The organism is Acidisphaera sp. L21 (assembly GCF_009765685.1).
GTDB lineage: Bacteria > Pseudomonadota > Alphaproteobacteria > Acetobacterales > Acetobacteraceae > LMUY01.
This window is the reverse complement of the sequence record NZ_LMUY01000145.1, coordinates 151,866-163,795: the sequence shown is the minus strand read 5'-3', so window position 1 is coordinate 163,795 and position 11,930 is coordinate 151,866. Positions and strand designations below refer to the sequence as shown.

12 protein-coding genes are annotated in these 11,930 nt (G+C 67.1%); 4 read left to right on the top strand and 8 right to left on the bottom strand.

Annotated features, from left to right (window positions below):
* Together GSQ76_RS32225 and GSQ76_RS27240 are read left to right on the top strand one after the other, a co-directional pair.
* Positions 1–317 (top strand): helix-hairpin-helix domain-containing protein (locus GSQ76_RS32225; protein WP_254070662.1); only part of this gene is annotated, 317 nt, incomplete at its 5' end.
* Positions 318–896, top strand: coding sequence for a histidine phosphatase family protein (locus GSQ76_RS27240; protein WP_158747209.1), 579 nt, complete (start codon positions 318–320; stop codon positions 894–896).
* Here GSQ76_RS27240 and GSQ76_RS27235 read toward each other — a convergent pair.
* The 8 genes from GSQ76_RS27235 to GSQ76_RS27200 all read right to left on the bottom strand — a co-directional run bounded on the left by GSQ76_RS27235 (position 893) and on the right by GSQ76_RS27200 (position 10,320).
* Positions 893–1,717 (bottom strand): ferritin-like domain-containing protein, encoded by an 825-nt coding sequence (locus GSQ76_RS27235; RefSeq protein ID WP_158747208.1) that lies wholly within the window; start codon positions 1,715–1,717, stop codon positions 893–895. The genes GSQ76_RS27240 and GSQ76_RS27235 overlap by 4 nt on opposite strands.
* Before the next feature lie 135 nt (positions 1,718–1,852).
* Positions 1,853–2,257, bottom strand: coding sequence for an ATP synthase F1 subunit epsilon (atpC, locus tag GSQ76_RS27230; protein WP_158747207.1), 405 nt, complete (start codon positions 2,255–2,257; stop codon positions 1,853–1,855).
* Positions 2,257–3,687 carry a F0F1 ATP synthase subunit beta gene (atpD, locus tag GSQ76_RS27225; protein WP_158747206.1) on the bottom strand — a complete coding sequence of 477 codons (1,431 nt, stop codon included), beginning with the start codon at positions 3,685–3,687 and terminating at the stop codon, positions 2,257–2,259. The genes atpC and atpD overlap by 1 nt, the downstream gene beginning before the upstream one ends.
* Before the next feature lie 138 nt (positions 3,688–3,825).
* A complete protein-coding gene (locus tag GSQ76_RS27220; RefSeq protein WP_158747205.1) occupies positions 3,826–4,710 on the bottom strand; it encodes a F0F1 ATP synthase subunit gamma in 885 nt (294 codons plus the stop codon).
* A 12-nt stretch (positions 4,711–4,722) separates the two neighbouring features.
* Positions 4,723–6,258 carry a F0F1 ATP synthase subunit alpha gene (gene atpA, locus GSQ76_RS27215; protein WP_158747204.1) on the bottom strand — a complete coding sequence of 512 codons (1,536 nt, stop codon included), beginning with the start codon at positions 6,256–6,258 and terminating at the stop codon, positions 4,723–4,725.
* A 5-nt stretch (positions 6,259–6,263) separates the two neighbouring features.
* Positions 6,264–6,830, bottom strand: coding sequence for a F0F1 ATP synthase subunit delta (locus GSQ76_RS27210; protein ID WP_158747203.1), 567 nt, complete (start codon positions 6,828–6,830; stop codon positions 6,264–6,266).
* A gap of 104 nt (positions 6,831–6,934) precedes the next feature.
* Positions 6,935–8,050 (bottom strand): NADH:flavin oxidoreductase/NADH oxidase, encoded by a 1,116-nt coding sequence (locus tag GSQ76_RS27205; protein ID WP_158747202.1) that lies wholly within the window; start codon positions 8,048–8,050, stop codon positions 6,935–6,937.
* Positions 8,051–8,109: 59 nt separating this feature from the next.
* Positions 8,110–10,320: a primosomal protein N' gene (locus GSQ76_RS27200; RefSeq protein WP_158747410.1), complete on the bottom strand. Its 2,211-nt coding sequence runs from the start codon at positions 10,318–10,320 to the stop codon at positions 8,110–8,112.
* A 54-nt stretch (positions 10,321–10,374) separates the two neighbouring features.
* Here GSQ76_RS27200 and GSQ76_RS27195 point away from each other — a divergent pair, with 54 nt between their 5' ends.
* Entirely contained in the window at positions 10,375–11,295 is a 921-nt protein-coding gene (locus tag GSQ76_RS27195) for a tyrosine recombinase XerC (RefSeq protein WP_254070661.1), read from the top strand.
* Positions 11,296–11,844, top strand: a complete 549-nt coding sequence (locus GSQ76_RS27190) for a GNAT family N-acetyltransferase (RefSeq protein WP_216851321.1) — start codon at positions 11,296–11,298, stop codon at positions 11,842–11,844.
* Positions 11,845–11,930: the final 86 nt, after the last annotated feature.

The following is an 11,930-nucleotide window of genomic DNA, read 5'->3' as shown; positions in this document are numbered from 1 at the left end:
TGGAGGGGCGCAATCCGTTCCAGCTGCCGCCGCGCGATCCGGTGTTGTACTACCTGCAACGCGTCCGCGACGAGGCGCATCGCTTTGCCATCACCACCCACCGCGCCGGCCGATCGAAGACGTTGATCACCAGTGAACTGGATGAGATCGAAGGTGTTGGCACTGCCCGTAAGCGCGCCCTGCTGAACCATTTCGGCTCTGCCCGCGGCGTGAAACAGGCGGGACTGAACGATCTGGAGGCCGCACCCGGCATCAACCGGGAGACTGCGCGCCGGGTCTACGCGCATTTCCATCCGGGCGCGGCGCTGGCGAATTAGATGCGGCTCGTCCACTTCGTCACCCATCCGGAGGTCGTCGTCGACCCTGCCGTCCCCGTGCCGGAGTGGCCGCTTTCCGCGGCGGGTATCAGGCGGATGGGCCTAGCCCTGGAGCAGCCCTGGGTGCGCGGCATTGCCTCGGTGTTCTGCAGCGGCGAACGTAAGGCGACGGACGCTGCTCACCTCGTGGGCGATCACCTTGGCCTCTCGCCGGTGATCGTGGCCGGCCTGGGCGAGAATGATCGGTCGGCAACCGGCTACCTTCCCAAGGCGGAGTTCGAGGCAACCGCCGATCGCTTCTTCGACCGGCCAGACGAAAGCGTTCGCGGGTGGGAGCGTGCGGTAGCCGCGCAGCGCCGGATCGTCGCCGCGATGCAATACGTGATCGCAGCGGCGCCGCCGGGCGGTGACATCGCCGTCATCTCCCACGGCGGCGTCGGGGCGCTGCTGCTGTGCCATCTGAAGCACGTGCCGATCAGCCGGGTCGAGGACCAGCCGGGCGCGGGCGGTGGGCACGTCTATTCGTTCGGTTCCGCCACTTGGACGTTGGTCTCCGGCTGGCGGCTGATCGAGGCTTAGATCGCGACGTACTCCGCGGCGTATTTGCGCTGGCGGCGCTGCAGGATGCTCCAGAACAGCTTGGCCGCCATGCTGGACAATCGCCCACGTGGCGGCAGCCCCACCGACTTCATGATCATGCCCATGCTGCGGTCGATATGGGGAAAGCGGTAGAAGCCCATCGCCCGGCCCATATACCCGGCAATACAGCGTTCGTGAACATACGCGATATCCGGCGGCTCGTTGCCGCAGTGGAAGGCGTAGGCGAGTTCGTCGTCTTCCGACTCGGTGATGCGCCCGGCAGCAATCTTCAAACGGCGCAACACACCGATCTTCTCGCGGGCCAGATAGCGACGCATGTGGTCGTAGAAGAGCTTGAAATGGCGGTATTCGTCGGCCGCAATCAGCCGGCAGACGTGTTCCAGCACGGGCTCGTCCGTCGCATCGGCCAGGGCGGTGTAGTACGAGGAGGTGCCGGTTTCCACCATGCAGCGGGCGATCAGTTCGCCTGTCTTGGAGCCTCGAACCGAGGCCATGGCGTCCAACGGTAGCTTATACCCGTCGCGATAGCGCTGGAATGCATCGGCGAAACTCCAGCCTGGATCGGCTAGTTCGGCCCATTTCCCTAGTGCATCGCCATGCTGCACTTCCTCGACCGCCCAGTTGTCGGATGCTTCGCAGAACGCCGGGTCGGCCCGGAACACGCGGTTTAGGTAAACGGCGTAATCGGTGCCGTTACGCTCGACCATCGCGGCGGCCTTGACGAGCTTTACGATGTCCTGGTCGACCTTGGAGGGATCGAACTGATCCCAAGCCACGTCCTCCAACCGCCAATGCTTCATCGCTGACTTCCGACTCCTTCACGCACGCAGGCCCAGAGAGTGGGCCTACGCCTTCTGGCACTCTCGTGCGCTATGAAAAAGCCAATGTGGCGTGAGTGTGACAGTCCCCGTTTGCGCGTGGCCGCCGGGCCACGATCAGGCGGCAGCGGCCTCGATCATGGCGCGGGCGGATTGCATGCGGTCCATCGCGGCATCCAGCGACGGGACATCGTTCTTGTCGGTCGCATTGTATTCGGCCTCGGCCGCGGACAGCCGACGCTCGCCCTCGGCGCGCGACAATTCCGACGTAGGCACCGCCTCATCCGCCAGCACAGTGCAGCGTTCGGGCGTGATCTCGGCAAACCCGCCGCTGACGTAGAGTCGGTCCGTCACCTTACCACCCTCGTGGATGGCGATCGTGCCGCCACGCAGCAGCACGATCATCGGCGCGTGGTTCGGCAGCACGCCCATCTCGCCCTCGGACGCGGGGATGACGACCATCTCCACATTCCGCGACAGCAGCAACTTCTCCGGGCTGACGATCTCGAGGGCGACAGGCATTAGGCCTTCTCCTTCATCCCCTCGGCCTTCTTCACGGCGTCCTCGATGGTGCCAACCATGTAGAACGCGGCTTCCGGCAGGTGATCATACTCGCCGGCGACGATGGCTTTGAAGCTGCGAACCGTGTCGGCGAGCGAGATGAACACGCCCGGCGTGCCGGTGAAGACCTCGGCCACGTGGAACGGCTGGCTGAGGAAGCGCTGGATCTTGCGGGCGCGGGAGACGACGAGCTTGTCCTCCTCCGACAGCTCGTCCATGCCGAGAATGGCGATGATGTCCTGCAGCGACTTGTATGTCTGCAGGATACGCTGCACTTCGCGGGCGGTGTCGTAATGCTCGTCACCGATGATGCGAGCGTCCAGCGCGCGGCTGGTGGAGTCGAGCGGGTCGACCGCCGGGTAGATGCCGAGTTCGGCGATCGAGCGGTTCAGCGTGGTGGTTGCGTCCAAATGGGCGAACGAGGTGGCGGGCGCCGGGTCGGTCAAGTCGTCGGCAGGCACGTAGATCGCCTGCACCGAGGTGATGGAGCCCTTCTTGGTGGAGGTAATCCGCTCCTGCAGGGCGCCCATGTCGGTGGCCAGGGTCGGCTGATAGCCCACCGCGGACGGGATGCGGCCCAGCAGTGCGGACACTTCGGCGCCGGCTTGAGTGAAGCGGAAGATGTTGTCCACGAAGAACAGCACGTCCTGGCCTTCCTCGTCGCGGAAATATTCCGCCAGCGACAGGCCGGACAGGGCGACGCGGGCACGCGCACCCGGCGGCTCGTTCATCTGCCCGTAGACGAGCGCCACCTTGGAGCCGTCGGTGTTGCCGTCACCCAGCTTGATCACGCCGGCATCCACCATTTCGTGGTAGAGGTCGTTGCCCTCGCGGGTGCGCTCGCCAACGCCGGCGAACACGGACACGCCGCCATGGCCCTTGGCGATGTTGTTGATCAGTTCCTGAATCAGCACCGTTTTGCCCACGCCGGCGCCGCCGAACAGGCCGATCTTGCCGCCCTTCAGGTAAGGGGCCAGCAGATCCACCACCTTGATGCCGGTGACGAGCACTTCGGCCGAAGTCGCCTGGTCCTCAAAGGACGGGGCCGGGCGGTGGATGGGGTAGGTCATCTTGGCGTTGACTGGGCCGCGCTCGTCGATCGGCTCGCCCAGCACGTTCAGGATCCGGCCTAGCGTCTCGGGGCCAACGGGCACGCTGATCGGCGCGCCGGTGTCAAGCACTTCACTGCCGCGGACCAAGCCGTCAGTGCTGTCCATGGCGATGCAGCGCACGGTGCGCTCGCCCAGTTCCTGCGCCACTTCCATCACCAGCACGCCGGTCGCGGTCTTCGTGGTCAGCGCGCTCTGGATGAACGGCAGTTCACCCTCGAACTGCACGTCCAGCACCGCGCCTAGAACTTGGGTGATCCGGCCTACGTTGTTGCTAGCCATAACCTATTCTCCGTTCAAGATCAGGGGTTTCACCCCTGGACCCCACCAGATGACAGTCGTCCTCTGGACACCTGGCACTCAGGTTTCCAAAGGACGACTGTCCTTTGGCGGGTCCAGGGCAGCGCCCTGGCCGTAGGCTTAAAGGGCTTCCGCCCCCGAAATAATCTCGATCAGTTCACGCGTGATGTTCGCCTGGCGCGTGCGGTTATAGTTCAGCGTCAACTTGTTGATCGCCTCACCCGCATTCCGCGTCGCGTTGTCCATCGCCGTCATCCGGGCGCCATGCTCACCGGCGCCGCTTTCCAGCTGCGCACGATACAGCTGGATCGCCAAGTTCTTCGGCAGCAGCTTGGCAAGGATGGTCTCCTCGTCCGGCTCGAACTCATAAATCGCCTGTGCCGTGGTCTGTTCAACCGGTCCCGTCTCCGTCATCAGCGGCGGGATGATCTGCAGCTCGGTCGGGATTTGCGATATGACCGAGGCGAAGCGATTGTAGACCACTGTGGCGATATCGAACTCGTCGCGGCCCAGCATCTCCACCGCCTGCATGCCGATAGCCTGCACATCGGCGAAGTCGATCTTCTTCTTCCCCGCGAAGGAAATGTCGCCGACAATGTTGGCGGCCAATTCGCGACGCAGATAGTCACGGCCCTTGCGGCCAACCGTGATGATCTTGACCGTCTTGCCTTCCGCCATCAGGCGCCGGGCGAGGTTACGGGCAGCACGACCGACGTTGGTGTTGAACGCGCCGGCCAAACCACGATCGGCAGTGATGACGATCAGCAGATGGACCTTGTCGTTGCCCGTGCCGGCCAGCATGCGCGGCGCGGTCGGGCTGCCCTGCACGCTTGCGGCAAGGGCGGACAGCATCCGCTCCATGCGCTCGGCATAGGGCCGCGCCGCCTCCGCCTGCTGCTGGGCGCGACGCAGCTTGCTCGCCGCCACCATCTTCATGGCGGAGGTGATCTTGCGCGTGGACTTCACGCTGTTGATGCGCGCCCGAAGCGCCTTGAGGCTTGCCATGTGGCGTGGTCCTCAGGCGGCGAAGGACTTGGAGAAGCCCTCCAGGAACGCCTTCAGCTTGGCCTCGGTGTCCGGCTTGATGTCCAGATCGGTGCGGATGCTGTCGATGATGCCGGGCTCGCGGGCGCGCATCTCGCTGATCATCTGCTTCTCGTAGGCGCCGATCTTGCCGACATCGACGTTGTCCAGATAGCCGCGCACGCCGGCATACAGCACTACCGCCTGGATCTCGACCGGGAGCGGGCTGAACTGCGGCTGCTTCAGCAGTTCCGTCAGCCGCGCACCGCGGGCCAGCAGCTTCTGGGTGGAGGCATCGAGGTCGGAAGCGAACTGCGCGAACGCTGCCATCTCACGATACTGCGCCAGCTCCAGCTTGATCGACCCGGCGACCTTCTTCATCGCCTTGGTCTGCGCCGCGGAACCCACACGGGATACCGACAGGCCGACGTTCACCGCCGGGCGAATGCCGCGGAAGAACAATTCGGACTCCAGGAAGATCTGGCCGTCGGTGATGGAGATGACGTTGGTCGGGATGTAGGCGGACACGTCGCCAGCCTGCGTCTCGATCACCGGAAGGGCGGTCAGCGACCCGGCGCCCATGCTGTCGTTCATCTTGGCCGCACGCTCGAGCAGGCGGGAGTGCAGGTAGAACACGTCGCCGGGGTAGGCCTCGCGGCCTGGCGGGCGGCGCAGCAGCAGGGACATCTGGCGGTAGGCGACGGCCTGCTTGGACAGATCGTCATAGGCGATCAGCGCGTGCATGGCGTTGTCGCGGAAGAACTCGCCCATGGTGGCGCCGGTGTAGGGGGCCAGGAACTGTAGGGGCGCCGGGTCGGAGGCGGTGGCGGCGACAACGATGGTATATTCGAGCGCGCCGTTTTCCTCCAGCGTGCGCACGATCTGCGCCACGGTGGAGCGCTTCTGGCCGATCGCCACGTACACGCAGTAGAGCTTCTTGCTCTCATCCGTGCCCTGGTTGGCCTGCTTCTGGTTGATGATGGTGTCGAGGATCACGGCGGTCTTGCCGATCTGGCGGTCACCGATGATCAGCTCGCGCTGGCCACGGCCGACCGGGATCAGCGCGTCGATCGCCTTCAGGCCGGTCTGCATCGGCTCGTGCACCGACTTGCGGGGGATGATGCCGGGCGCCTTTTGCTCGACCAGCATTTCCTTGACGTCGACCAGCGGGCCCTTGCCGTCGATCGGCTGGCCGAGGCCATCCACGACGCGGCCGAGCAGGCCCTTGCCGACGGGGACGGAGACGATGCGCTGGGTGCGGCTGACGGTGTCACCCTCGCGGATGGCGCGGTCGTCGCCGAAGATCACGACGCCGACATTGTCGGTCTCGAGGTTCAGCGCCATGCCGCGCAGACCGGCGGAGGGGAACTCCACCAGCTCACCGGCCATGACGTTCTGCAGCCCGAAGACGCGGGCGATGCCGTCGCCGACGCTCAGCACTTGGCCGGTCTCGGCCACGTCCTGCTCGCGATCGAACGAGGCGATCTGTTGCTTGAGGATTTCGCTAATTTCGGCGGGACGAATGTCCATGGTGCTTACGCAGCTCCCTTCATGGCGTACTGCAGGCGCTGCAGACGGGATTTCAGGCTGGTGTCATAAAGGCGGGCGCCGACGCGCACGACGAGGCCGCCGAGCAGGGTCGGGTCCACCGATTCCTGGATGTTCACGTTGCCGTAGCCGGCCTCTATCAGCCGGGCGCGCAATTGCTCGCGCTGCACGTCCGACAGGGCGTGGGCGGAGGCGACGGTGGCGGTCACCACCCCGCGCTTGGTCGCAACCAGCGTGGAAAACGCGGTGACGACGGTGCGCAGGATCGACAGGCGGCGGTTATTGGCAACCACGCCCACGAAGTCGATCACGGTCTTGCCGAAACCCTGCGCGGTCATCACGGCATTTGCCGCGTTCCGCGCCTGGTTGACGTCGACCAACGGGGAGGACAGCAACCGGCGCAGCGGCGGGCTCTGATCGATCAAGCGGCCGAGGCCGTCCATCTGATCGACGACCACATCCAACTCACGCCGTTCTGCCGCCAGATCGTAAAGTGCGGCTGCGTAACGGCCTGGAAGGCCGCCACTTTGGGAGATCGTGCCTTCAGCGGCCACTCAGGGATCCATCCATGGTCAAAGGGGACGTTACATCCGGTTCATCGACCGGTCGCGGGTCGCTTACCATGCAGGTTTTGACCACGCAACGCCGTGAATCGGGTTTAACGCTGTCCCAGGCGGGTTTCGCCGAACAGGTTGGCCTGCCCACGCGGTTGGGACCGCCAATATTGCTTCGGTGCCGCAACGCTGGCGCCCAGTTCCGCCGCAGCGTGCCAGGGCCAATGCGGGTCGTACAGGATGCCACGGGCCAGGGCGACCATGTCCGCCTTGCCCTCCACCACGATCGATTCGGCGTGTGATGCTTCCGTGATCAAACCGACCGCCATCGTCGGCATGCCGGTTTCCGCCTTCACCCGCTCGGCAAACCCGACCTGGTAACCCGGCGCCAGTGGAATTTGCTGCGCCGGAGAAATACCGCCGCTGGACACGTCCATGAAGTCGCAGCCGCGCTCCTTCAATGCGTGGGCGAAGGCGACGGTCTGCTCCAGATCCCAGCCATGGTCGACCCAATCGGTGGCGGACACGCGCACGCCGACGGGAATACCGGCCGGCACGACGGCGCGCACGGCGTCGAACACCTCCAGCGGGAAGCGCAACCGGTTGGCCAACGGACCGCCATACTCGTCGTTGCGCTGGTTCGACAGCGGGGACAGGAATTGATGCAGCAGGTAGCCGTGCGCGGCGTGGATCTCGAACGCCTGGATGCCCAGGCGGAGGGCACGCTGCGCCGTCGCCACGAACGCATCCAGCACCCGCGCCAGCCCGGCGGAGTCCAGCGCCACCGGCCGCTCATCCTCGGGCTTCACGCCGATTGCGGAGGGGGCGCTCGTCACCCAGCCGCCATCGGCGGAGGTCACCTGCTGGCCGCCATCCCACGGCGCGGCGCTGGACGCCTTGCGCCCGGCATGGCCCAACTGGATGCCGATCGGCATGGTGGAGTATTTGCGGATGCCGTCGATCACGCGCTTCAGCGCTGCCTCGTTGGCGTCGGAATAGAGGCCCAGATCCGCCGCGGTGATCCGGCCCTCGGGCTCGACCGCCGTCGCCTCCAGGATCAGCAGCCCGGCGCCGGACATCGCCAGGGAGCCAAGATGCAGCATGTGCCAATCGGTGGCGCTCCCCTCCTCGGCCGAATACTGGCACATGGGCGCGATCACGGTGCGGTTCGGCATCGTGAGCCCGGCGAGTTCGATCGGCTGGAAGAGCTGGCTGGTCATGGCATTCTCCTTAACCCCGGCGATAGCGCCATGCGGCAGCGCGCACAATGCATGGCCCGTTACAGAAACGAGACCGGGTCCACGTCGACATCCACCCGCACCCCGCGCCCAACGCGCACCTTGGCCAGCCATTCCCGCAGCAGCGGCTGCACGGCCACGTCGCGCCGGGCCTTCAGCAGCAGCCGGCGGCGGTGACGGCCGCGCAGGATAGCGAAGGGCGCGGGCGCTGGGCCCAGCACGGTCACGCCATCCACCCGCGGGGCGGCGCGGCCGAGGTCTCGGGCGGCTTCGTCGGCAGATTGCGGGTCGTCGGCCGACACGATCAGCGCGGCCAAGCGGCCATAGGGCGGCCAGCCGCCAGGGCGGCGGGCGGCGCTTTCCTGGGCCATGAAGGCGCGCAGATCGCCGCCCACCAGCGCCTGCATCACCGGGTGTTCCGGGCTGAAGGTCTGCAGCAGCACCCGGCCCGGCGCCTCCGCCCGGCCGGCGCGGCCCGCCACCTGGTGCAGCAATTGCACCGTCCGCTCGGCCGCGCGAAGGTCGCCGCCGGCCAGGCCCAGATCGGCGTCCACCACGCCCACCAGCGTCAAATGCGGAAAGTGCCAGCCTTTGGCGACGATCTGCGTGCCGATGATCAGGTCCACCTGCCGCTGCTCGATCGCATGGGCGGCGGTGGCCGCGGCATTCGGGCCGGGCATGGTGTCGCTGGCCATCACCAAGACGCGGGCCTCGGGGAAGACGGCCGCCGCCTCTTCGGTAATCCGCTCCACCCCGGGGCCGATCGGCACCAGGCTGTCCTCGGCCGCGCAGACCGGGCAGGCCGGGGGAATACCCTCGGTATGGCCGCAATGATGGCAGGCGAGTTGCTTTCGGGCGCGGTGTTCCACCAGCCAGGCGGTGCAGTTGGGGCACTGCATCCGGTGTCCGCAATGTCGGCACAGTGTGAGCGGCGCATAACCGCGGCGGTTGAGGAACAGCATCGCCTGCTCCCCCCGCGCGATGGTTTCCAGCACCGCCTGCACGAGCGGCTCCGCCAGGAAGCGCCCCCGTGGCGGCTGGTTGTCGCGCAGATCCAGCGTGGTCACGGTGGGCAGGCTGGCGCCGCCGTGGCGCGACTCCAGCGTCAGGTGGCGGTAGCGCCCGGTTTCCACGTTGGCCAGCGTCTCCAGGCTGGGCGTGGCCGATACCAGCACGGCCGCGGCGGCGGACAGGCGAGCCCGGACCACGGCCATGTCGCGGGCGTGGTAGACGACACCCTCCTCCTGCTTGAACGCAGTCTCGTGCTCCTCATCCACCACGATCAGGCCCAATTCCGGAAACGGCAGGAACAGGGCGGAGCGGGCGCCCACCACCACCGCGGCGCCCCCATCCGCCACCGCGCGCCAGGTGGTGCGGCGCACGCGCGATGGCAGGTCCGAGTGCCACACCGCGGGCGCGGTGCCGAACCGGGCGGTGAAGCGTTCCAGCCACTGCGACGACAGCGCGATCTCCGGCAGCAGCACCAGCGCCTGGCGCCCGGCGGCGATGCATTCGGCCACCGCCTCCAGATACACCTCCGTCTTGCCCGACCCGGTGACGCCATCCAGCACCGTTACCGAAAACGCGGCATCCCGCACCGCCTGGCGCAATGCGGCCGAGGCCTCCGCCTGGGCGGGGGACAAGGACGGGCCCGGATGGGCCGGGTCCGGCGTGGTGAAGGGTGGTGCAGCCGGCAGCACGGTCGGCAGCAACAGCCCGGCATCCGCCATGCCGCGCACGATGGCCGGGGACACACCGGCATCCCGCGCCACGGCCGCCCCGGTGCGGGACACACCGTCCGACAACAAGGCGGCGATGCGGCGGCGACCCTCGGTCAGCTTGGCGTTCTCAGGGATGTCGGCCAGGCTCCAGCCGGGTTGCGGCGTCGGTGGGGCCAGGGCGTTCACCCGCAGCGCCATGGCCAGCACGTCGCCGGGCGCCGCCAGCGTGTAGCCGGCAATCCAGTCAATGAAATGGCGCAGCGCGGGCTGCATCGGCGGCGCGTCCAGCACGGTGTCGATCGGCTTCAGCTTGGCCGCGGGCACCTGGTCGTTCTGCCCGGAATCCCACACCACCCCCACTTCCACCCGGCGGTTCAGCGGCACCAACACCAGGTCACCGGGCGCCACCACCATCCCCTCCGGCACCGCGTAATCGAACGGGCCGGCAAACGGATACGGCAGCAGCACCGGCACACGCTTCCGGTTTGCAGGTTCCGCCGGTAGACTCAGATCGAGCAAGGGGGACGACATGGCGCTCTTGGTGGACACCGCGACCCTCGGGATCAAGCCCTACCGCGCGAAAGCATGGCGGGGGTGATGATGGGCGAGGCTGCGCGGGTCGCTTTCCTGGACTGGCTGACCCAGGAACGGCGCGCCTCCCCCCTCACGGTGCGGGAGTATGGGCGGGATCTGGCGCAGTTCCTCGGCTTCATGACGCAGCATCTGGGACAGGAGCCGGATCTTGTCGCGCTCGGCGCATTATCGCAGGCCGACATCCGAGCCTGGCTGGCGCAACAAGCCGGGCGCAACCAGATCAACGCGACGCGGGCGCGGCATTTGTCGGCGGTTCGCTCGTTCTTTCGCTACCTCGCCCGGCGCCACGGCACCGCCAACCCGGCCCCCGGCCTGCTGGCCACGCCCAAGGCGCGGCCGCCCATTCCCAAGGCGCTTGCCCCCGCCGACGCCCGCAGCGTGGCGGAGGATGTGGGCGACGTGTCCGACAACCCCGGCGTTCAGGCCCGCGACACCGCGCTGTTCACCCTGCTCTACGGCTGCGGTCTGCGCATTGCCGAGGCTTTGTCGCTGGACGTGCGCGACCGCCCGCGGGCCAACGGCGCGCTACGGGTGGTCGGCAAAGGATCGAAGGAGCGGATCGTCCCCGTGCTGCCCGCGGTGCAGATCGCGCTGGACGCCTGGATGGCGCTGCACCCCGCGGGCGGTGACCCGGCGGCGCCGCTATTCCCCGGCCTGCGCGGCAAGCGGCTGAATGCGGCGGTGGCGCAGCGGACCATGCGTGAGTATAGGCGCCTGGCCGGACTGCCGGAACACGCCACGCCACACGCGCTCCGCCACTCCTTCGCCACGCATCTGCTGGCCGGCGGGGCGGATCTGCGGTCGATCCAGGAATTGCTCGGGCACGCCAGCCTGTCCACCACGCAGCGCTACACCGCGGTGGACGAGGCCGGGCTGCTGGCCGTGTTTCGCGCCACCCACCCGAGGGCCTGAGTGAGCACGCTCGTCCTACCCAGCCGCGACCGCTTGCCCGTCTACGTCGACGCGTTGCAACGTGCCTGGTCCCCCAGCACCACGCGCGATGTCTGCGCGGAACGGCTGGCCGCCATCGCCGAGGATGCCGACGTGTTCATCCAGCAACAGATCACTCCCTCCGGCACCATGGCGCTGGACACGGGTGAGGTCGCGGCGCTGCTGCCGGGCACTTCGCGCTGGATCTGGGATGAGTCGGACGGGTTCTGTGGGTCGATCAACCTGCGCTACCAGCGCGGCACGACAGACCTGCCGCCCTATGTCTCCGGGCATATCGGCTACAGCGTGGTGCCCTGGCGACAACGCCACGGCCACGGCACGGCGGCGTTGCGGCTGATGCTGCCGATCGCGGCGGAACACGGCCTGCCGCACGTCATCATCACCTGCGACACCGACAACGAAGGCTCCCGCAAGGTGATCGAAGCCAATGGTGGGGTGTACCTCCAGGAGGACGACGACGCCTCCCACCCCGGCACGCGGAAGAGAGTTTACGAGGTACGAATCGCCTGATTCCGCAATCGCATCGTGTTAACACAGTCCTACTGCGTTTCGTGTATAACCATCCTGCGCAAAAAACGGCGCGATGTCCCTCTCGA

What these genes read in the sequence shown, in the direction of transcription:
- GSQ76_RS27220 (WP_158747205.1), bottom strand. Translation starts at nt 4,710, where the DNA reads ATGGCAAGCCTCAAGGCGCTTCGGGCGCGCATCAACAGCGTGAAGTCC.
- atpA (WP_158747204.1), bottom strand. Translation starts at nt 6,258, where the DNA reads ATGGACATTCGTCCCGCCGAAATTAGCGAAATCCTCAAGCAACAGATC.
- GSQ76_RS27240 (WP_158747209.1), top strand. Translation starts at nt 318, where the DNA reads ATGCGGCTCGTCCACTTCGTCACCCATCCGGAGGTCGTCGTCGACCCT.
- GSQ76_RS27235 (WP_158747208.1), bottom strand. Translation starts at nt 1,717, where the DNA reads ATGAAGCATTGGCGGTTGGAGGACGTGGCTTGGGATCAGTTCGATCCC.
- atpC (WP_158747207.1), bottom strand. Translation starts at nt 2,257, where the DNA reads ATGCCTGTCGCCCTCGAGATCGTCAGCCCGGAGAAGTTGCTGCTGTCG.
- atpD (WP_158747206.1), bottom strand. Translation starts at nt 3,687, where the DNA reads ATGGCTAGCAACAACGTAGGCCGGATCACCCAAGTTCTAGGCGCGGTG.
- GSQ76_RS27195 (WP_254070661.1), top strand. Translation starts at nt 10,375, where the DNA reads ATGGCGGGGGTGATGATGGGCGAGGCTGCGCGGGTCGCTTTCCTGGAC.
- GSQ76_RS27205 (WP_158747202.1), bottom strand. Translation starts at nt 8,050, where the DNA reads ATGACCAGCCAGCTCTTCCAGCCGATCGAACTCGCCGGGCTCACGATG.
- GSQ76_RS27200 (WP_158747410.1), bottom strand. Translation starts at nt 10,320, where the DNA reads ATGTCGTCCCCCTTGCTCGATCTGAGTCTACCGGCGGAACCTGCAAAC.